Origin of the sequence: Rhizobium sp. SJZ105 (assembly GCF_007828365.1) — a bacterium.
Taxonomy (GTDB): domain Bacteria; phylum Pseudomonadota; class Alphaproteobacteria; order Rhizobiales; family Rhizobiaceae; genus Agrobacterium; species Agrobacterium tumefaciens.
On record NZ_VIUP01000002.1, the window covers coordinates 268,079 to 289,351 of the forward strand.

General features: G+C 59.5%; 17 protein-coding genes. 11 read left to right on the forward strand and 6 right to left on the reverse strand.

What is annotated here, in order from left to right; translation table 11 throughout:
- Window positions 1-108 precede the first annotated feature (108 nt).
- The 3 genes from FB593_RS10390 to FB593_RS10400 are packed head-to-tail and all read left to right on the forward strand — an operon-like array spanning window position 109 to window position 4,102.
- Window positions 109-1,572, forward strand: a complete 1,464-nt coding sequence (locus FB593_RS10390; RefSeq protein ID WP_003511064.1) for an aldehyde dehydrogenase family protein — start codon at window positions 109-111, stop codon at window positions 1,570-1,572.
- A gap of 13 nt (window positions 1,573-1,585) precedes the next feature.
- Window positions 1,586-2,629 carry a tartrate dehydrogenase gene (locus tag FB593_RS10395; RefSeq protein ID WP_060642320.1) on the forward strand — a complete coding sequence of 348 codons (1,044 nt, stop codon included), beginning with the start codon at window positions 1,586-1,588 and terminating at the stop codon, window positions 2,627-2,629.
- A 15-nt stretch (window positions 2,630-2,644) separates the two neighbouring features.
- Window positions 2,645-4,102, forward strand: coding sequence for an NAD-dependent succinate-semialdehyde dehydrogenase (locus FB593_RS10400; RefSeq protein WP_060642321.1), 1,458 nt, complete (start codon window positions 2,645-2,647; stop codon window positions 4,100-4,102).
- A gap of 271 nt (window positions 4,103-4,373) precedes the next feature.
- Here FB593_RS10400 and FB593_RS10405 read toward each other — a convergent pair whose 3' ends face one another.
- Both FB593_RS10405 and FB593_RS10410 read right to left on the reverse strand, forming a co-directional pair.
- Window positions 4,374-5,648, reverse strand: coding sequence for an NAD(P)/FAD-dependent oxidoreductase (locus FB593_RS10405; protein ID WP_060642322.1), 1,275 nt, complete (start codon window positions 5,646-5,648; stop codon window positions 4,374-4,376).
- Window positions 5,649-5,662: 14 nt separating this feature from the next.
- Entirely contained in the window at window positions 5,663-6,331 is a 669-nt protein-coding gene (locus tag FB593_RS10410) for a haloacid dehalogenase type II (protein ID WP_003511068.1), read from the reverse strand.
- 324 nt (window positions 6,332-6,655) lie between these two features.
- On the opposite strand from FB593_RS10410, the gene FB593_RS10415 reads away from it, so the two are divergent.
- The 7 genes from FB593_RS10415 (at window position 6,656) to FB593_RS10445 (ending at window position 15,204) form a co-directional block, all read left to right on the forward strand.
- A complete protein-coding gene (locus tag FB593_RS10415; protein ID WP_060642323.1) occupies window positions 6,656-7,492 on the forward strand; it encodes a GNAT family N-acetyltransferase in 837 nt (278 codons plus the stop codon).
- Between the two features lie 14 nt (window positions 7,493-7,506).
- Window positions 7,507-8,880, forward strand: a complete 1,374-nt coding sequence (locus FB593_RS10420; protein ID WP_025595551.1) for an aspartate aminotransferase family protein — start codon at window positions 7,507-7,509, stop codon at window positions 8,878-8,880.
- Between the two features lie 256 nt (window positions 8,881-9,136).
- The gene (locus FB593_RS10425) at window positions 9,137-9,850 is read left to right on the forward strand and encodes an HAD-IA family hydrolase (RefSeq protein ID WP_019564741.1); all 714 of its coding nucleotides are present in this window, start codon (window positions 9,137-9,139) and stop codon (window positions 9,848-9,850) included.
- An 88-nt stretch (window positions 9,851-9,938) separates the two neighbouring features.
- A complete protein-coding gene (locus FB593_RS10430; protein ID WP_145166536.1) occupies window positions 9,939-11,549 on the forward strand; it encodes an ABC transporter substrate-binding protein in 1,611 nt (536 codons plus the stop codon).
- A gap of 198 nt (window positions 11,550-11,747) precedes the next feature.
- Window positions 11,748-12,698, forward strand: a complete 951-nt coding sequence (locus FB593_RS10435) for an ABC transporter permease (RefSeq protein ID WP_003511075.1) — start codon at window positions 11,748-11,750, stop codon at window positions 12,696-12,698.
- Window positions 12,698-13,549 carry an ABC transporter permease gene (locus tag FB593_RS10440; protein WP_127966152.1) on the forward strand — a complete coding sequence of 284 codons (852 nt, stop codon included), beginning with the start codon at window positions 12,698-12,700 and terminating at the stop codon, window positions 13,547-13,549. Before FB593_RS10435 ends, FB593_RS10440 begins: the two co-directional genes overlap by 1 nt.
- A complete protein-coding gene (locus FB593_RS10445; RefSeq protein WP_025595543.1) occupies window positions 13,549-15,204 on the forward strand; it encodes an ABC transporter ATP-binding protein in 1,656 nt (551 codons plus the stop codon). The genes FB593_RS10440 and FB593_RS10445 overlap by 1 nt, the downstream gene beginning before the upstream one ends.
- A 103-nt stretch (window positions 15,205-15,307) precedes the next feature.
- Here FB593_RS10445 and FB593_RS10450 read toward each other — a convergent pair whose 3' ends face one another.
- Entirely contained in the window at window positions 15,308-15,784 is a 477-nt protein-coding gene (locus FB593_RS10450) for an Lrp/AsnC family transcriptional regulator (protein WP_013761655.1), read from the reverse strand.
- A 231-nt stretch (window positions 15,785-16,015) separates the two neighbouring features.
- Between FB593_RS10450 and FB593_RS10455 the strand changes: the two genes are divergently transcribed.
- The gene (locus tag FB593_RS10455) at window positions 16,016-17,341 is read left to right on the forward strand and encodes an NAD(P)/FAD-dependent oxidoreductase (protein WP_025595541.1); all 1,326 of its coding nucleotides are present in this window, start codon (window positions 16,016-16,018) and stop codon (window positions 17,339-17,341) included.
- An 87-nt stretch (window positions 17,342-17,428) separates the two neighbouring features.
- Here the strand turns inward: FB593_RS10455 and FB593_RS10460 are convergent, their stop codons facing one another.
- From FB593_RS10460 to FB593_RS10470, 3 genes are all read right to left on the reverse strand, one after another.
- The gene (locus FB593_RS10460; RefSeq protein WP_025595539.1) at window positions 17,429-18,364 is read right to left on the reverse strand and encodes an ABC transporter substrate-binding protein; all 936 of its coding nucleotides are present in this window, start codon (window positions 18,362-18,364) and stop codon (window positions 17,429-17,431) included.
- Between the two features lie 133 nt (window positions 18,365-18,497).
- Window positions 18,498-19,436 carry an ABC transporter substrate-binding protein gene (locus FB593_RS10465; protein WP_145166537.1) on the reverse strand — a complete coding sequence of 313 codons (939 nt, stop codon included), beginning with the start codon at window positions 19,434-19,436 and terminating at the stop codon, window positions 18,498-18,500.
- A 25-nt stretch (window positions 19,437-19,461) separates the two neighbouring features.
- Entirely contained in the window at window positions 19,462-21,267 is a 1,806-nt protein-coding gene (locus FB593_RS10470) for an amino acid ABC transporter permease/ATP-binding protein (RefSeq protein ID WP_080670484.1), read from the reverse strand.
- Window positions 21,268-21,273: the final 6 nt, after the last annotated feature.

Genomic DNA, 21,273 nt, shown 5'->3' on the forward strand with positions numbered 1-21,273 from the left:
TGTGGGCCACCAGCAAAACAGGATTTTCGTTCACCGCCCCCGCCGCAGTCGGTCGATGCTGCTTGCCATCAGGGAGTAGCTTTGGCGCATATCCACAGAGGATCATCCATGACGCTCAGCTTCGATCCAGACAGCCTGTCCCTGCCGATCGGCCATTTCATCGGCGACCGGCTGATCCCGGCTAAAAACGGCATTGACATGCATCGTCCTTCGGACGGTATCGAATATGCCGGTTGCCCGAAGGCGGATGCGGCACTTGTCGATGAGGCGGTGCAAACCGCCAAAGCCGCACTGAAGAGCAGTAACTGGGGCGGCGTGCGCCCGCGCGAGCGCACCAGGGTGCTGCAACGCTGGGCAGACCTGATCGAGCAGGAAGCCGAGACGCTGGCGAAAATCGAGGCGCTCTCCTCAACCCGGCCCGTGGGCCACCTGATTGCCGGCGATATCGCCGTCACTGCCGAACAGATCCGCTTCTTTGCCGAATTTGCAGACAAGGAGGGCGGTGATCTCGTGCCGACCGACGATACAAGCGTCGGCATGATCATGACCGAGCCCTATGGCGTCGTGGGCGCCATTACGCCCTGGAATTTTCCGGTGTCCATGGCGGGCTGGAAGCTTGGCCCGGCACTCGCAGCCGGCAATGCCGTGGTGCTGAAACCATCGGAAATGACGCCCTTCTCCAGCATTTTCATGGCGCAACTGGCCATCAAGGCAGGGCTGCCCGCCGGGCTCATCAACATCGTGCTGGGTGACGGGCCAGTGACAGGCAATGCCATCACCGGCCATCCCGAAATTTCCAAGGTCAGCTTCACCGGATCGACGGCAGCAGGTTCGGCCATCATGGCAAATATCGCGCGTACCGGCGTCAAGCCCATGACGCTGGAACTGGGCGGCAAAAGTCCGCAGCTGGTTTTTGCAGACGCCGATATCGAAAAAGCCGCCGCCGCGATCGCCGGCAATATTCTGTCCAATGCCGGGCAGGCCTGCGTTGCCGGCTCGCGCATCATCGTTGAAGAGAGTGTCGCAGAGGCGCTTTCCGCCGCAATCATCGCTCGCATGAAGACAGTTAAGCCCGGCCCGACCTGGGACGAAGCAACACAGTATTCGCCGATCATCTCCGAAGTGCAGCGCCAGCGCATTGACGGCATCGTGCAGGCGGCTGTCGCGCATGGCGGCGAATGCCTGACGGGCGGCGCGATCATGGACGGTCCGGGTTATTTCTACCAGCCGACCTTGATCGCAAATGTCGACCAGACCTCCCCTGCTGTCACAGAGGAGATATTCGGGCCGGTGCTGACCCTGCAAACCTTCAAGACGGAAGAAGAGGCGCTGGCGCTCGCCGATCATCCGACCTACGGTCTTGCCGCGGGTCTTTTCAGCCGCGATATCTCGCGCGTCATGCGCCTGTCTCGCGCCATCCAGGCAGGAACGATCTGGGTCAATCGTTATGGCCGCTCCCGCGACCATATCCTGCCGACCGGCGGTTACAAACGCTCCGGCATCGGCAAGGATCTCGGACGGGAGGCCTATCTCGCCAACCGCAAGAGCAAAAGCGTCCTGATCGGACTGTAACAGGGGAAGCATCTTGAAAACGCATCGCATCGCACTCATTCCCGGAGACGGCATCGGCAAAAGCGTGACTGATGCCGCCTGGCAGGTTCTCAACACCGCAGCAAAAAGCTCCGGTTTTGCGCTTGAAGGCACCGAATTCCCCTGGTCCTGCGCCTTCTACAAGGAGACCGGCGCGATGATGCCGAAGGATGGCATCGAGACCCTGCGCGGCTTCGACGCCATTCTGCTGGGCGCGGTCGGCTGGCCAGCGGAGGTGCCGGATTCGGTATCGTTGCACGGCCTGCTTCTGCCGATCCGCAAGGCATTTGTGCAATACGCCAATATCCGCCCGCACCGGCTTCTGCCCGGCGTGCAGGGACCGTTGAAAGCGGATGGATTCGACATTCTCTGCATCCGTGAAAATACCGAAGGTGAATATTCCGGTGCTGGCGGACGCGTCCATCAGGGCACCGAAGACGAGGTCGCTGTCGAAACCTCCATCTTCACCCGCAAGGGCGTGGAACGCATCCTGCGCTTCGGCTTCGAGCAGGCGCAAAAGCGTCGCGGCAAGTTGGCTTCCGTCACCAAATCCAACGCCCAGAAATATTCGATGGTGTTCTGGGACGAGGTGACGCAAAAGCTCGCCGCCGAATATCCGGATGTTGAAGTTTCCAGTTATCATATCGACGCCATGGCGGCGCGCATGGTGATGGCGCCGGAAAGCCTTGATGTAGTGGTCGCCTCAAACCTCTTCGGCGATATCCTGACCGATCTCGGCGCAGCCATTCAGGGCGGCCTGGGTTTTGCCGCCTCCGCCAATATCAATCCCAACCGCACGGCACCCTCCATGTTCGAGCCGGTGCACGGTTCGGCCCCTGACATCGCCCATCTCGGCATTGCCAACCCCATCGCCGCCATCTGGTCCGGCGCCATGATGCTGGAGCATCTGGGTGAGGCGGATGCGGCCAAGCGGGTCATGGCGGCGCTGGAAAAGGCGACCGGCCGGGGTATTGGCACTGTGCCGGGCAAGGACAAGACAGACGTAATAACTGCCGCAGTTGTCGCGGCTCTCGACTGATTTCGGAGACAGATAATGCAGGGCTTGAAGGATAAGGAACTCTTTCGCCAGATGGGTTTGATCGGCGGCGCATGGAAAGCGGCCGCATCAGGCAAGACGGTCGACGTGATCGACCCGGCGACGCAGGCTGTGATCGGCACCGTGCCGGATATGGGCAGCGTGGAAACCCGCGCGGCCATCGAAGCCGCCAACGCTGCCTTCGGGCCGTGGAAGAAGAAAACGCACGCGGAGCGCGCGGCGCTTCTGGAAAAATGGTTCGCGTTGATGATCGAACACATCGACGATCTCGGCCTGATGTTGACCATCGAACAGGGCAAGCCACTTGAAGAGGCCAAGGGCGAAATCCGTTACGGAGCATCCTTCGTCAAGTGGTTTGCGGAAGAAGGCCGACGCATCAGCGGCGGCACCATTCCCTCTCCGACGCCGGATCGCCGTATCGTGGTGCTGAAGGAGCCGGTCGGTGTCTGCGGCATCATCACACCGTGGAATTTCCCGAACGCCATGATCACCCGCAAGGTCGCACCTGCATTGGCGGCTGGCTGCACCGTGGTCATCAAGCCCTCGGAATTCACGCCCTATTCGGCCCTAGCGCTCGGCGTTCTCGCCGAACGTGCAGGCATTCCGGCTGGCGTCATCAACATCGTCACCGGCATGCCGACGGAGATCGGCAACGAGATCATGGCCAATGAGACGGTGCGGAAAATTTCCTTCACGGGCTCTACCCGTGTCGGTTCGCTGCTGATGCGCGGTGCGGCCGACAGTGTAAAACGACTGTCGCTGGAACTCGGCGGCAATGCCCCTTTCATCGTATTCGACGATGCAGATCTCGATCTCGCCATCGAAGGCGCGCTCGTTTCGAAATTCCGCAATGGCGGTCAGACCTGCGTCTGCGCCAACCGCATTCTCGTTCAGGCGAGCGTTTACGATGCGTTTGCGAAAAAACTGGCTGATCGCGTCGATGCCATGCGCGTCGGACCCGGAACGGAGCTAGGTGTTTCCATCGGTCCGATGATCAATGAGCCGGCAATCGCCAAAATCCGCGCGCACATCAATGACGCCGTTTCCAAGGGCGCCGAGATCATTACCAAGCCTCATGATCTGCCTGAAGGTTCGCAATATACCGCACCGGTGGTGCTGACGGGCGCAACAACCGCCATGCGGCTGGCGAGCGAAGAGACCTTCGGGCCAGTCGCCCCGCTCTTCCGCTTCGAGACGGAAGAGGAGGCGATTGAGATCGCCAACGGCACGCCCTTCGGACTTGCCGCCTATTTCTACACTGAAAGCCTCAAACGCGCCTGGCGCGTGGGCGAGGCGCTGGAGTTCGGCATGGTCGGCCTCAATACCGGCGCGATCTCCACCGAAGTCGCCCCCTTCGGCGGCGTCAAGCAATCTGGCCTCGGCCGCGAAGGCGCACAGGTCGGCATCGAGGAATATCTGGAAATGAAGACGTTCCACATCGGTGGGCTTGCCTGAAGACTGTTTCTTTCTCCCCGCCTAAAGGGCCGCTCTGCGGCCCTTCTTTTTTTTGGCGCGAAATTGAAAAGCAGCATTCCCAGGGGTGGAAGAAAAATCTGGAGGCATGAATTGGTTTGGCAAAGCCACGGCATTCACGTGTCGTAACCCCCGACCAGATCCAGGGTCCAGCGCGATCACGTCATTGATCGTAAAAGACTATTCACCGTGCAGGCGCGCAGTGGCTGGATGCCAGATCAAGTCCGGCATGACGAAGGAATGAACTAACGCGCTACTGAATCTTATCCAGCATCTTGTAATAAAGCCCCACCAAGGGAAGAAACCAGGGCTTGCCGAAATGGCCAGGCACCGCCGGCCAGTCCATCCCCTTCAGCGGGTTGTTGTCCGGGCGGCCCAGAATGGCGTCAGCCATGATCATGCCCAGATGGGTGGAAAGCTGGGCGCCGTGGCCGGAATAGCCCATGGCGTACCAGACGCCGTCATGGAAACCGGCGCGGGGATAACGGTCCTTAGTCATATCAACCAGTCCGCCCCAGCAATAATCGATAGGCACATGCGCAAGCTGCGGGAATATGCGGTGCAGGCTATCCATCAGGATCGCGCCACTTTTGGCATCCGAACGCTGGTCCGATGTCGTGGAAAAGCGCGCGCGGCCGCCGAAGATCAACCGGTTGTCCGGTGCAAGGCGGAAATAATTGCCGATATTCATGGTGTTGACGTAGGTGCGGTTACCCGGGACGGACGCCTTGATCTCGGCATCCGTCAACGGCCGCGTGGCGATGATGAAACTGCCGACCGCGATGATGCGGCGGCGGAAATAGCCGAAACCGGAGGGCGTGTAGGCGCCGGTTGCCACAAGAACATTATCCGCGGTGACCTTGCCGCGCGCCGTTTCCAGCGTGTGTGTCTTGCCGTTCTGAGTATGTTTCGTCACCGCCGCATTTTCGAAGATGACCGCGCCATGGCGGCTGGCGGCCTGCGCAAGGCCGGCCACATAGCGGCCCATATGCATCATAGCGCTCTTCTTGGACAGCATGGCGCCATAAAAGGGAGAGCCGATTTCCGCCTTGAGATCGTCAACCGACAGAAGCGCCGTGTCGGGATCCACCTCGGCATGAACAGCCTCGAAATTTTTAGCCAGACTTTCGAAATGCTGCGGTTTCGAAGCCATTTTCAGCTTGCCGGCGCGGCGGAAATTACAATCGATCCCTTCCTCGGCGATCAGGCTTTCCAGCGTGTCGATCGAGGCATCCAGCGCCTTGTAGAGCGCGATGGCGCGCTCCTTGCCGAGTTCCGCCTTGGCGGAGAGGTAGGAGTGGGCCAGCCCGTTGTTGAGGTGGCCGCCATTGCGCCCGGAAGCACCCCAGCCGACGCGCTGTCCTTCAAGAACAACCACGCGCGCGCCCACTTTTGCCAGCTGGCGCGCAGCACCCAGACCCGTGAAGCCGCCACCAATGACGGCCACATCGTAATGGCCTTCGACAGGACCTTGCGCCGCCCCCGCAAACAGGGGCGCCGTGTCGTGCCAATAGGAGACGAGCTTCATGATCCGGTCCTTCCTTACAGTCCAACGACGCCCGCGAGACCGGAAATATCGGAGATCTCCGTATAACCGTAATAGGGGTTTGCCGGTTCGTGGCCGCGGTTGACCCAGACCTTGTTCTTGATGCCGAGATCGTGCGCGGACATCAGGTCGTAGCGGAAGGAGGACGAGACGTGCAGAATATCTTCCGGGCCGCAGCCGAGCATGTCGAACAAATATTCGAAAGCCTTGAAATGCGGCTTGTAGGCCTGCGCCTGTTCGGCGGTATAGACAGCATGGAACGGCGCGCCAAGCTTTGCCACATTCGACATGATCTGCGAATTCATGGCGTTAGACAGAATGACCAGCGGAATTTCCTTGGCAACCTTCGCCAGACCGGCCGGAACGTCCGCATGCGGACCCCATGTCGGAACGCGCTCATACACCATTACCGCATCTTCGTCCTTGAAGGCCACACCGTTGCGCTTGCAGGTGCGCGACAGGGCGTTATGGACAACTTCGGCATAAGGCTTCCAGTCATGCATGACCTCGTCCAGGCGATAGGCAGAGAAGTCCTTGATGAATTGCTGCATCTCGGCCTCGCCCAGACGATCACCATAGAGATCGCGGGCAGCTTCTGCCATCTGGAAATGAATCAGCGTACCGTGGCAATCGAAAGTGATGTATTTCGGGCGGAAGATGGTCATGTCGTCGTCGTCCTTGCTTGGGGATGGGTGGTGGCTGCAATAACAAGATCATAGAGGCCTTTGCCCGGTCGACGCACTGCAATTGCCATTCGCGAAAGCAGATTGTTGCGTATGCAGCCGCCAGTTTGGCAGAGAGTTGCGTGCGATAAAACCGGAAGCCGCCGCCCACCCCCGTTCTGCGGATGGAAGCAGATGATGTGCGGCATAAGATGCGGCGGCGGGTAAAAGCAACAGTGAAACATATCGAACCTTGCCATTCGTCGGGACAATGTTCTTTTGCCGCCGGTCTATCAATGAACATGAAGAATAAAACGGAGTTGGGCCATGCAAGCCAGCCTCATCGATATCCAGAAATTTGAGCCGCAACACCTCGACGCCGCCGTCGAGCTTTCCCGCCAGGCCGGTTGGCCACACCGCCGGGAAGACTGGGCGCTCGTCCTTTCACTGAGCAAGGGTTTCGTCGCTATCGAAAACGGTCGCGTCGTCGGAACCGCAATGGCCACGCTTCTCGGAGACACCTGCGCCACCGTCAACATGGTGATCGTGGACGAGGCCATGCGCGGCCGTGGTCTCGGACGCAAGCTGATGCAGGCGGTCGTCGATGCTGCGGAAAATCGCGAGTGCCGTCTGACCGCCACCGCTGAAGGCCTCCCCCTCTATGAGAAGATGGGGTTCGTCGCATGCTGCGAGGTGCGTCAGCACCAGGGAATTCCTACGGCCGCCGATAAGCCCGATAACGTGGAATGGGCAGAAACGATTGTACCGGCCGAGCTAGCCGCACTCGACGCGCAGGCATTCGGTGCGGATCGTACGGCACTCTTTACCGAGCTTGCGGATAGGGCACGGTTTGCGGTGGTTCAACAGCATGGCGCCATCATGGGCTTTGCAGGCCTTCGCGCCTTTGGCCGTGGTGAAGTCATCGGCCCGATTGTCGCGGAAACTGCTGAAATCGCAAAGGATTTGATTGCCTTCGTCGTTTCCGAGCGCCCCGGCGCATTCCTGCGCGTAGACACCACTACCGAGACGGGCCTCGGTCCCTGGCTTGCCGAATACGGTCTTGCCCATGTCGGTGGCGGCATCGCCATGCGCCGGCCGAAGGCGGAAACCTCTGCCGACAAAAAACTGAAAACATTCGCGTTGACCAGCCAGGCGCTGGGCTGAATCCGGAGAGACCCATGTTAAGCAATTCACTGATCGAGCTCGACCGCGCCCATCTGGTGCACCCTGTCTCTTCCTTCCGCGGCCATGAAAAGCTTGGCGTTCGCGTGCTGAAATCGGCAAAGGGTGCCACGATTACCGACATGACCGGCCACCAGCTGATCGACGGTTTTGCCGGCCTCTGGTGCGTCAATGCAGGCTATGGGCATGACAGCATCGTGGAAGCGGCGGCAAAGCAGATGCGTGAACTGCCCTATGCCACTGCCTATTTCGACATTGGCAGCGAACCCGCCATTCGCCTGGCCTCCGAACTCGCCGACCGCGCGCCCGGCGAACTCAACCACGTCTATTTCACGCTTGGCGGATCCGACGCGGTGGACAGCACCATCCGCTTCATCCGCTATTACTGGCACGCCAAAGGCCAGCCGCAGCGCGACCAGTTCATTTCCATCGAACAGGGTTATCACGGCTCCACCACCGCCGGTTCAGGCCTGACTGCGCTGCCTGCCTTCCATGCAGGTTTCGGCGTGCCTTACGACTGGCAGCACAAAATTCCGTCTCACTATGCCTATCGCAATCCGGTCGGCAGCGACCCCGCCGCCATCATCGCCTCTTCCCTGCAAATCCTGAAGGACAAGATCGAGGCTATCGGCCCGGAGCGGGTCGCCGCCTTTTATGCAGAGCCCATTCAGGGCTCCGGTGGCGTTCTGGTGCCGCCGCCTGGCTGGATCAAGGCCATGCGAGAACTCTGCCGTTCCTACGGCATTCTCTTCGTTGCCGACGAAGTTATTACCGGCTTCGGCCGCACGGGACCACTGTTTGCCTGTGCCGACGAAGATATCGTGCCGGACTTCATCACGGCCGCCAAGGGTCTGACTTCGGGCTATGTGCCGATGGGCGCCGTCTTCATGGCCGACCATGTTTATGATACAATAGCCGACTTCGCTGGCGATGCCGCGGTCGGGCACGGTTATACCTATTCCGCCCATCCCGTCAGTGCCGCCGTTGGTCTCGAAGTGCTGAAACTTTACGAGGGCGGGCTGCTGGAAAACGGCCGGCGCGCCGGTCAGCGGCTGATGGCCGGGCTGGAAGGATTGAGAAGCCATCCGCTGGTTGGCGATGTGCGCGGCCGGGGCATGCTCGCCGCTATCGAACTCGTGACCGACAAAGAGAAGAAAACTCCGCTGCCGGCTGCAGCGGCCCCTGCACGCAAGGTTTTTGACCGCGCCTGGGAAAACGGCCTCATCGTGCGCGCCTTCGCCAACGGCATCCTCGGCTATGCGCCGCCGCTGTGTTGCACCGATGACGAGATCGACGCCATTATAGAGCGGACGCGGAAAACCCTCGACCAGACGCTCGAGGACCCGGCAGTGCGGGCCGCCATGGCCTGAGGCGAACAGTGGATGGCGTTGCGGCACCTTCTCGAAATGTCGCAACGCCGCACATATTCGCAATATTCTGCCGAAGACCCGATCCTTTTCGGAGAATCCGGCGCGCTGGAACTGCCAAACTATCAACAGAAAAAGCACTAAACGCCATAAAAAAGGGCGTTAGCAAGAATGGGAACGGGACAAGGATCCCGTCCGGGAACAGAATAAAATGCCGCAGCCTTCCCAAGGGCTCTGCGCGGCAAAGCGGAGACCGACATTGCCCAAGAAACTGAGCGACTTCAAATATATGAGCTTCGACGTGGTGGGAACTCTCATCGATTTCGAAGGTGGCTTGAAATCGACCCTGATCCAGATCGGCGCTGAAAACGGCGTTGAGGTCGACGGTGAAAAGGCGCTTAGCCTTTACCGCGCGGCGCGTTACTCCGACGCCACCGATCTGTTTCCGGACGATCTCGTCCGCGTCTACCTGATCATCGCTCCGGAACTCGGTTTGCCGGCGGAGCGCGCTCTGGGTGAGCGCCTGCGCGACGCGGCAAAAAACTGGAAAGGCTTTGAAGACAGTCGTGCCGCGATGGCCGAGCTTGCAAAGACGCATCGTCTCATTGCCATGACCAACGCCCAGCGCTGGGCCTTCGAGTATTTCTCGAAGGAACTCGGTAGTCCCTTTTACGCCGCTTTCACAGCAGATGATACCGGCACGGAAAAGCCGGATCCCGCATTCTTCGAGAAGGTTTTCGCCTTCGTTGAAAGCGAAGGCGCATCGAAGGACGACATTCTGCACGTTGCGCAGAGCCAGTACCACGATATCGGCATTTCACGGAAACTCGGGATGACCAATTGCTGGATAGAGCGCCGCCACGCCCAGAAGGGATATGGCGGCACCATCGAGCCGGAGAACTTTACCGAACCGGACTACCACTTCACCTCGATGGCCGGCCTTGCCGAGGCCACGAGACACTCGGGCCGCTGAAGCGCCTGTGGCATGACGCGCACTGGGGCGTGGATGCCGAAAATTACTGCAGATGCCATTTCAACAAATCATACAAAAGGGGAAGACCATGAGTGACAGGATTACAAATTGGACCCGCTCTGACGATGCCGCCGTTGAACAGGCTATCCGTCGCGGCGCGACGCGGCGAGAGCTGCTTCACATGCTGCTGGCCGGCGGCGTAGCACTTTCCGCCGGTTCGGCCATTCTCGGCCGCGCCTCGCAGGCTCTGGCGGCCACTCCCGTTTCCGGCGGCACGCTGAAGGCGGCCGGCTGGTCCTCCTCCACGGCCGACACGCTCGACCCCGCAAAAGCCTCGCTTTCGACGGATTACGTTCGTTGCTGCGCGCTCTATAACCGGCTGAGCTTCCTCGATGTTTCCGGCACGCCCCAGATGGAGCTGGCCGAATCCATCGAAACGAAGGACGCCAAGACCTGGACCGTGAAGCTGCGTTCCGGCGTCACCTTCCATGACGGCAAGGCACTGACCGCTGATGACGTGGTCTATTCGCTGAAGCGTCACCTTGACCCGGCCGTCGGTTCGAAGGTCGCCAAGATCGCCGCCCAGATGACCGGCTTCAAGGCGATCGACAAGAGCACCGTCGAGATCACGCTGGCAAACGCGAATGCAGACCTGCCGGCCATCCTGGCATTGCATCACTTCATGATCGTTGCCGATGGCGCGACCGATTTCTCCAAGGGGAACGGCACCGGTGCCTTCAAGCTGGAGAAATTCGAACCCGGCGTCCGCTCGATCATGTCGAAAAACACCAATTACTGGAAACAGGGTGGTCCGCACGTCGATAGCTTCGAATTCTTCGCGATTGCCGAAGACAATGCCCGCGTTAACGCCCTCATTTCGGGCGATATCCACCTCGCATCGGCTATCAATCCGCGTTCGCTGCGCCTGCTCGACAAGCAGGAAGGCATCGTTCTGTCCAAGGGAACGTCCGGGAACTACACCAACCTCAATATGCGGCTGGACCAGACGCCCGGCAACAATGCCGATTTCATCGCCGGCATGAAGTCGATCGTCAACCGCGAGCAGATCGTCAAGGCGGCTCTGCGTGGCCTCGGCGAAGTCGGTAACGACCAGCCCGTGCCGCCAATGAGTCCCTACCACAATCCGGACCTCAAGCCGAAGGCCTTCGATCCTGATAAGGCGAAGTTCCACTTTGAAAAAGCGGGTCTTATCGGTCAGTCCATCCCGGTCATCACCTCGGATGCTGCAAATTCTGCCGTGGACATGGCGATGATCATCCAGGCGTCGGCCGCAGAAATCGGTGTAAAGCTGGATGTGCAGCGCGTTCCCTCGGACGGTTACTGGAGCAATTACTGGCTCAAGGCGCCTATTCACTTCGGCAATATCAACCCGCGCCCGACCCCGGATATTCTGTTCTCGCTGCTTTACGCCTCCGACGCGCCGTGGAACGAAAGCCAGTACAAGTCGCCGAAGTTCGACAAGATGATGCTCGAAGCACGCGGCATGCTGGACATGGACAAGCGCAAGCAGATCTACTTCGAAATGGAAAAGATGATCGCCGACGAAGCCGGCACCATCATTCCCGCCTATATCACCAATGTCGACGCCATCACCTCCAAGCTGAAGGGTCTGGAAGCCAATCCGCTAGGCGGCATGATGGGTTACGCGTTTGCTGAATACGTCTGGCTCGAAGCCTGATAGACCAAGGGGCCGGGCGCCGATGCGCCCGGCAACCTTTCCGCCGGTGCGGGAAGCCTCCACAGCTGGAGCGACACTTTGAAAAACAAGCGGTTTTCGCCTGATATCTCGCTCCAGCCATATAATTTGGATCATGATGATTTCAGGTCGATCGGGCCTGAAATCATCATGATCCAGGCAGGTCGCAGGAGCATGTAAATGAACAGCCGGATACTCTCCCTTATCGCCAGGCGGCTGGTCGTCATGCTGACGACGCTGCTTATCGTATCGTTTATCGTCTTTTCCGCCACCAGCCTGCTGCCCGGCGACACGGCAACGATCCTTCTTGGCCAGTCGGCAACGCCGGAGGCCGTGGCTGGTCTGCGCACCGCCATGCATCTCGACGACCCGGCCCTTCTGCGTTTTGTCCGCTGGCTTTTTGGCCTGCTACACGGCGAACTCGGCACGTCCTACGCCAACAATATGGCGATCGCCGACCTCATAGGCCCACGTTTCGTCAACTCCATGAAGCTTGCCGGCATCACCACTGTTATCGCCGTGCCGCTGGCCCTGACGCTCGGCATCAGCTCCGCCATGCTGCGTGGAACGCTTTATGATCGCGCCGTCACCATCCTGACCATCGGTGTCATTTCGGTGCCGGAATTCATGATCGCGACGCTCGCGGTTCTGCTGTTCGCCGTATACCTGAAGTGGCTGCCAGCCCTGTCGCTGGTCAGCGAGGTGCATACCGTATTCGATGTGCTGCGAGTTTACGCCATGCCGGTCATCACGCTCACCTTCGTCGTGTCGGCACAGATGATCCGCATGAGCCGCGCCGCCGTGATCGAGACGCTCGATACGCCCTATGTGGAAATGGCGCTCCTGAAAGGCGCACCGCGCATGCGCATCGTCCTGCGCCACGCACTTCCCAATGCGCTTGGCCCCATCGTCAATGCGGTGGCCCTTTCGCTCTCCTATCTCGTCGGCGGCGTCATCATCGTCGAGACTATCTTCAATTATCCAGGCATCGCCAAGCTGATGGTTGATGGCGTCGCGACCCGTGATCTGCCGCTGATCCAGAGCTGCGCAATGATTTTCTGCGTCGGTTATCTCCTCCTCATCACAACCGCCGATATCATCGCCATCATGTCCAATCCGAGGCTGCGCTGATGACCGACAATATCAAAACAACTTCGGGGACCTCGCGCTTGGGTTACAAAATCAACGTCGTCGGCGTTTTCGGCTTTCTAGTCATTTTTCTCTGGGCCATGGTTGCGATCTTTGCACCCTATCTCATCCCGCATCCCGTCGGTGAAATCGTCGATCTCGATTATTTCGGTCCGGTGACCTCCGATCTCTGGCTCGGCTCCGACTATCTCGGCCGCGACGTGTTTTCCCGCATTCTCATGGGCGCGCGTTTCACGGTCGGTATCTCGCTTGCCGCCGTCACGATCGCCTGCGTGTCGGGCGTCGTTCTCGGCATGAGCGCTGCCGTGGTCGGCGGCTGGTTCGATGCGGCCCTCAGCCGTTTTCTCGATGCGGTGAACTCCATTCCAAGCAAGCTTTTCGGGCTTGTGGTTGTCGCTGCCGTTGGCTCCTCCATTCCTGTGCTGATCGTCACCCTGTCGGTTATCTATACGCCCGGCGCCTATCGCTTTGCCCGGGCGCTCGCCGTCAATGTCAACACCATGGATTTCGTCACCGTCGCCCGCGTGCGCGGCGAGAGCCTCTTGCACCTTATCAGCTCCGAAATCCTGCCCAACATCATCCGTCCCGTGCTGGCCGATCTCGGCGTGCGCTTTGTGTTCATCGTGCTGCTTCTGTCGGGCCTTTCCTTTCTCGGTCTTGGCCTGCAGCCGCCGAACGCAGACTGGGGTGCGCTGGTGCGTGAAAACATCGGCGGCCTGCCCTTTGCCGCGCCAGCCGTGATCTTTCCGTCGTTGGCGATTGCCAGCCTGACGATCAGCGTCAATCTGCTGATCGACAATCTGCCGCAGAAAATCCGCGACAGGAGCGAATAATGACAAATCTTGTTGAAATCCGTGGACTTAAAGTCGAGGCGACCACCGATTCCGGCCGCCGCATCCAAATCATCAGGGGTGTAGACATCGATATCGCCGATGGCGAGATCGTCGCATTGATCGGCGAAAGCGGCTCCGGCAAGACCACCATTGCACTGACATTGATGGGATATGCCCGCCCAGGCTGCCGTATTTCCGGCGGCAGCGTCACGGTGGCAGGCCGCGACATGGTACAGCTTTCCGAAATGGAACGGGCGAAGATCCGCGGTACGAAAATCTCCTACGTCCCTCAAAGCGCCGCAGCCGCCTTCAATCCGGCGCAAAAGATTATCGACCAGGTCATAGAGGTCACCCGCATCCACGATCTGATGCCGCCGCAGGAGGCGCGCCAAAGAGCGGTGGAACTGTTCAAGGCATTGTCGCTGCCCAATCCCGAAACCATCGGCGACCGTTATCCGCACCAGGTTTCCGGCGGCCAGCTTCAGCGTCTCTCCGCCGCCATGGCGCTGATCGGCAACCCGGAACTGGTCATTTTCGACGAACCGACTACGGCACTCGACGTAACGACACAGATCGAGGTTCTCCGCGCCTTCAAATCAGCGATGCGCAAGGGCGGTATCGGCGGCGTTTATGTTTCGCACGATCTCGCAGTCGTCGCCCAGATTGCCGATCGGATCGTGGTGCTGAAAGGCGGCGAGATACAGGAAACCGGCACGACCACGGATATTCTCGAGAATGCACAGCATCCTTACACGCGGGAGTTGCTCACCGCTTTTAACGACAAGGTACGTACCGTAGCGCCGCTAAAACAAAGTGACGCGAAGCCGCTGCTGGATATCGAGAAGCTGATCGCCGGATATGGAACGAAAGGCGAAGACCATATGCCGCTGGTGCGTGCGGTCGATTCCGTCAGCCTTGCAGTCTATCCCGGACGCAATCTCGGCATCATCGGCGAATCCGGTTGCGGAAAATCGACGCTGGCGCGCGCCATTGCCGGCATTCTGCCCGCCGCCAGCGGTCATGTCATCTTCGAAGGTCGGCAGTTGGACGCCGATGCCCGCCAACGCACCAGCGATCAATTGCGCCGCATGCAGATCGTCTTCCAATATGCAGATACGGCGCTCAACCCGGCCAAATCCATCGAGGATATTCTCGGCCGGCCGCTGACCTTTTATCACAGCATGAGAGGCAAGGCGCGCGACGCCCGGATCGACCAGTTGCTGGATATGGTAAAGCTGCCGCGCTCGGTTCGCCACCGCCATCCTTCCGGCCTGTCGGGCGGACAGAAGCAACGCGTCAACTTCGCCCGCGCGCTTGCAGCAGAACCGTCGCTCATCATTTGCGATGAAATTACCTCGGCGCTTGATACGGTCGTCGCAGCCGCAATCATCGACCTGCTCGGCGAACTCCAGCGAGAGCTGAACCTCTCCTACATCTTCATCAGCCACGATCTCTCTGTGGTGGAAACCATCTGCGACGAAATCGTCGTGATGTATGGCGGGCAGAAAGTGGAGCATCTGGAAACGGAAGCGATCAAGTCGCCGACCCATCCCTATTCGAAGCTCCTGTTCTCCTCGGTACCGAAGCTGGACCCGAAATGGCTCGACAATCTTCAGCAGGATGCAGAGTTGGTGCGGGCATTTTCCAAGAGGTGACAACATCAGTTTCGTCATCCTCGGGCTCGTCCCCAGGATGACGTTGAGTACGAAGCGACGTGTCTCGACATTCTGGCGCTCCTGCAAAGGGACGTCTTCCACCTCAAAGCGGAAACAGGCTGGTCAGCGGCATATGCGATTTGATGATCGGAGATTTCAGCACAACGAAGCTGAAATATTTGTCGATACCGACATCCATGTCCGTCAGCCGCTCCATGATCGACTGATATTCGACGATGCCGGAGGTGACGAATTTCAGGAGGTAATCGTAACCGCCTGAAACGAGGTGGCATTCCACGACCTGGTCGATCTTTTCTATAACGCCGAGAAAACGGGCGAAGTCGATCTGGCGGTGGTTCTTGAGCGTGATCTCGGTGAATACCGTCAGCGTCTGGCCGAGCTTGTTGATGTTGATCTGTGCCGAATAACCTTCGATATAGCCCTCGGCCTGAAGCTTCTTGACGCGCATCAGGCAGGGGCTTGGCGAGAGATTGACAAGCTCCGCCAGCTCGACATTGGTGATGCGACCATTTTTCTGGAGTTCGTAAAGGATCTTGATATCGATCCGGTCAAGTTTCATCACGTGCGGAACCCCTTTTATATTTTTTCGTGCACGCGGCATAAAATTCTGACGCGGCCATGGAAATCTTATCACATGAGCGTGCCCTGTCGACGCGGGGATGTTTTTTTCATCCAGCATAAAGAGTTGCAGACATGGCTACGAACAGCAGGAGATTCCGGCAATCGGCGCAGTCTGGCAGCGTTTACCCGGCGACCAAGGTAAATTAAGACGAATACAAGGAGCCCCACCATGCCTGCGCCGCTGCAACAGATCACGACATCACCGGAACTGCCGAAATCGGCGGACGCCGTCATTATTGGCGGCGGTATCGTCGGCGTGTTCGCAGCCTATTACCTCGCCCGGCGTGGCCTGAAAGTGGCTCTTGTCGAAAAAGGTCTTGTTGGCGCGGAGCAATCCAGCCGCAACTGGGGTTGGTGCCGGCAGCAGAACCGAGACGCCCGCGAATTGCCGATTTCAACGCAGAGCCTGACGCTCTGGGAACGGTTTGCCGCAGAAAGCGGCGAAGACACCGGTTTCCGCCGCTGCGGATTGTTCTACCTGAGCGACAACGAAGCTGAAATTGCCGGCTGGGCGCGCTGGCGCGACTTTGCCATCACCGCAGGCGTGACGACGCATATGTTGAGCGCGGATGAGGCGAGCAACCGCGGACGCGCAACTGGAAAACGCTGGAAGGGTGGCGTCTTTTCGCCAACGGACGGCACCGCCGATCCCTCGATGGCGGCCCCGGCCGTCGCGCGTGCCCTCATAAAACTGGGCGGAACGGTGCACCAGAATTGCGCCGCGCGCGGTCTGGAGACGGAAGGTGGTCGCGTTAGCGCCGTCGTTACCGAAAAAGGCACGATCCGCACCAAAACCGCCATCATGTCCGGCGGCGCCTGGGCCTCGTCCTTCTGCCGCCAGCTCGGAATTCGTTTTCCGCAGGCCGCTGTCCGCTCCTCAATTCTGTCCGTCACGGCAGGTGCGGAAGGACTGCCGGATGCGCTGCATACAAAAGCCGTTTCTGTAACACGCCGGAGCAACGGCGGTTACACGCTCGCCATCAGCGGCCTCGGTCGCATCGACCCGACCGCGCAGCAGATGCGGTTTGCACGCGAATTCGTTCCGATGTTCCTCAAGCGCTGGCGCAGCCTGCGACCGGGTGGATTGGAAGGGGTTCGTGGTGGGCACGAAACGCTGAAACACTGGCGGCTCGATGCACCGACGCCGATGGAGCGGGTTCGTATTCTCGATCCGAAACCGAATGCCGCCGCCATCCGTGAGACGCACAAAAGGGCGCTGGAACTTCTGCCTGCACTCCGCAAAACCCAGATATCCGCTGCCTGGGCCGGCTTCATCGACAGCACGCCGGATGGTGTGCCCGCCATCGGCGAGACCAGCGAATTGCCCGGCTTCATCCTCGCCGCCGGTTTCAGCGGCCACGGTTTCGGCATCGGCCCCGGCGCTGGCCACCTGATCGCCGATATCGTGACGGGTTCAACCCCGATCGTTGACCCCGCCCCGTATCATCCCAGCCGTTTCCTTGACTCGTCATGGGGCAAGGTCGCGGATTTCTGATTGTTCTGCGCAGGCCAACAGACAAATAAAACAGCACCCGCAGGCATGACCTGCGGGTGCTGCCGTCCACCGCATTTATTCGACCGATCAGCTTTTCGGCAGGCCGGGTGGGTTGGTTCTCGATTCCGGCAAGGCCTCTTCCGAAAGCTGCCAGCGTTCCAGTATCTTCGCGTAAGCGCCGCTCTTGATCAGATCGTTGGTGGCGAGCGTCAGCGCATCGGCCAATCCCGAACCCTTGCGGGTGGTGATGGCGACATCCGAACGTTCCGGCCAGCCGGCGGAGAGTGTTCCGACACGCTTGATGGTCTTGTCACGCGCGGCGATGAAGACCAGCTGCGCATGCGGCTGGACGATCACATCCGCCCGCCCGGCAGAAAGCGCGACAAGCCGGGTGGCCTCGTCGTCATAATATTGCAGCTCGAGCGGCTTTAACCCGGCGGCTACATTCTCGTCATTCCATTTCAGCAGAATACGCTCCTGATTGGTGCCAGCGCCGACGATGATCTTCAGGCCCGCCGCATCCTTCGGCTCATTTATGGCGGTGATGCCGCTGTCGGACTTCACGAAAAAGCCGTGCAGGCCCTGACGATAGGTGGAGAAGTCGAACTTCTCCTTGCGCTGCTCGGTCACCCCGACATTGGAAATGACAGCATCGTATTTGCCGGAGGCAAGCCCCAGCGGCCAGTCGGCCCAGGCGACAGCAATCAGCTCAAGCTTAAGGCCGAGACTATCAGCCACCGCAAGCGCATAGTCCGGATCGGCACCCACCACGGTCTTGGCGTCCGTCGCATAGGTCGCGAGCGGTGGTCCGCCAGGTGCAACCGCGACCGTGAGTTTGCCCGGGGTGATGAATTTGAAATCTTTCGGGATGGCGGCGATCGCTGCGGGGTCTTTTTCTACCCTGATCCGGCCAGGCTGGTCTGGCGAAAGATCGAAGACATCAGTTGCGAAAGCCGACCCGAAAGCGGCGATAGAGAGTAAAACGCCGAACGTGACTGTGGCAAGACGAGAGGTGAGTGCCATTCTGGCTCCCCGATAAAATGGATTGCGGGACGGAGGTAGCGCGGACGGGAGGAGGCCCGCGCTACCGGCTGAGTGATGTCCCACCTTCAACTCAGCTTTGTGGAAACTCAGCTTTCTGGCAGCAAACCAGCACTCAGCTCTTGGGCAGACCGGGCGGATTGGTCCGGGATTCGGTGATGGCTTCCGAACCGAGGTTCCAGCGGGCGAGAACCTTGCCGTAATTGCCGTTCTTGATCTGGGCGTTCAGTGCCGCCGTGATGGCTGCGGCAATTCCGGCATCCTTTTTGGAGGCAACGGCGATTTCCGCCGCTTCCGGCCAACCGCCGGAGAAGGTACCAACGAGCTTGGTCTTCTTCTGGCTTGCTGCCTGGAAGGCTGACGTCGCGTTGGGGCCGAGATAGGCGTCCGCGCGGCCGGATTGCAGGGCGACATCGAGCACGGCCTGATCGTCGTAATATTGCACATCGGTGTCGGCCAGACCCTTGGCCTTGTTGTCCTTGATCCATTTCAGCAGGATCTGCTCCTGATTGGTGGCAGCGCCGACGATAACCTTCAACCCGGCAACATCCTCGGGCTTGCTGATGCTCGTCACCTTGCTGTTGCTGCCGACGTAAAAGCCGAGCAGGTCGTTGCGGTAGCTGGAGAAGTCGAACTTTTCCTTGCGGGCTTCCGTCACCGTGATGTTGGAGGTGACGGCATCATATTTGCCGGAGGTGAGACCCAGCGGCCAATCGGCCCAGGCGATGGGAACTAGCTGAAGTTGAAGGCCAAGACTGTCAGCGACCAGCTGGGCGATATCCGGCTCCACGCCAACAGGCGTTTTCGTATCGCTCGCATAATCGACCAGCGGCAGCCGGAAAGGCACGGTCGCGACCGTCAGCTTTCCATCCGCGACGAACTTGTGGCCAGCGGGCAGAAGCTTGATCGCTTCTTCCACCTTCTCGGCGCGCACTCGCCCCTTCTGCTCCGGCGACAGGTCGATTTCCTGCGCATGCGCAGCCGGTATCAGCGCGGTGGTAGCGGTGAAAAGACCGCCTGCAAGCAATGACAATAATTTCGATGAAAAAGCCATGCGAGTGTTTCCTTTGTTGTTTTGATTAGAGAACTTTTGCGAGGAATTCGGCGGTGCGGGGATGTTCAGGGCTGTTGAACACCTGGTCCGGCGTGCCTGTTTCGATGATGCGGCCCTGTTCCATGAAGACGACCCTGTCGGAGACTTCACGGGCAAAACCGATTTCATGGGTAACGATGATGAGCGTGACGCCGGAGCGGGAAAGCTCCTTGATGACATCAAGCACTTCGTTGACGAGTTCAGGATCGAGCGCGGATGTCGGCTCATCGAACAGCAACACCTTCGGCCGCAACGCCAGCGCCCGGGCGATCGCCACGCGTTGCTGCTGACCGCCGGAAAGCTGACGGGGATAAGCGCCAGCTTTTTCGGCAAGGCCGACGCGAGCCAGAAGATCGCGCGCCTCGGCCTGCGCCTGCTCTTTCGATATGCCACGAACGGCGATGGGTGCTTCAATGATGTTTTCAAGCGCGGTCAGATGCGGGAACAGGTTGAAGCTCTGAAACACCATGCCCACTTCGGCGCGGCGCTTGAGGATTTCCCGTTCCTTCAGCTCATAAAGCGTATCGCCCTTTTGACGATAACCGACCAATTCACCGTCTATGGCGATAAAACCGTCATCGACACGCTCGAGATGGTTGATGGAGCGCAGCAATGTGGACTTGCCGGAGCCGGATTGGCCGAGAATGGTGGTGACACTGCCTGCCGGAATGGAAAGGCTGATATCATCAAGCACCTTCAGCGACCCGAAGGATTTCGAAACGCCATGAATATTGACCGACCCGCCACGATTTCCGAGCTGAAAGCTCGCGGCACGGGCAGGCACCGAACGCTCGGGACTTGCGGCTGTCGTGGCCACCGTTTCCACGGCTTCAGGCAAGGGTTTGCGCGGCAGGAAGGTGCGGTAAATCGTGGCGAACAGCGATGGCGGCGGGTTGCGCAGCGCACCACGTGAAAAATGCCGCTCGATATGGTGCTGCACGATCGAAAGCGCCGTCAGTATCACCAGATACCAGACGGTCGCGACCATCAGCAGCGGGATCACTTCCAGATTGCGGCGATAGATGATCTGGATCGTGTAGAACAGCTCCGGCAGGGCAAGGATATAGACCTGCGAAGTCCCCTTGGCGAGGCCGATGATGTCGTTGAAGGCGGTGGGCAAGATGGAGCGCATCGCCTGCGGCAGAACAATGCGGGACGCCTGCCGCCGCCGGGGAAGGCCGAGTGCTGCGGCAGCCTCAAGCTGCCCCTGATCAACCGAGAGAATGCCGCCACGGACGATTTCGGATGCGAAGGCGGCCTGATTGAGCGTCAGCCCTAGAATGGCGGCCGCAAACGGCGTCATCAGCTGCGTGGTATTCCAGCTGAAGAAGTTGATGCCGGTATAGGGCACACCGATCGTCACGGTCTCATAGAGATAACCGAGGTTGTTGAGGATCAGCAAAAGCACGATCAGCGGGATGGATCGAAAAATCCAGATATAGGTCCAGGATACGGCAACCAGCAGCGGCGAGCGTGAAACGCGGGCAAGCGCCAGCAGCGTTCCCAGCGCGAAGCCGAGCACCGCACCTAGCGCGGTCAGCAGCAGCGTCCGTCCTAAGCCGACCAACACCGGTTCAGCGAAAAACCATTCCGCAAAGACATCCCAGCCCCAGCGCGGATTGCCGAAAACGGAATGCAGAACGGCCGCAATGATGAGTACGGAGAAGACCGTTCCCACCGTCCGCAAGGGGTAGCGGGCCGGCACGATGCGGAAATGGGAATACCCACCCTTGATCGGTTCACCCTTCTGGTCGTTCAATGCAACATGCGGAAAATCAGAGGCTATCGTCATCTGAAA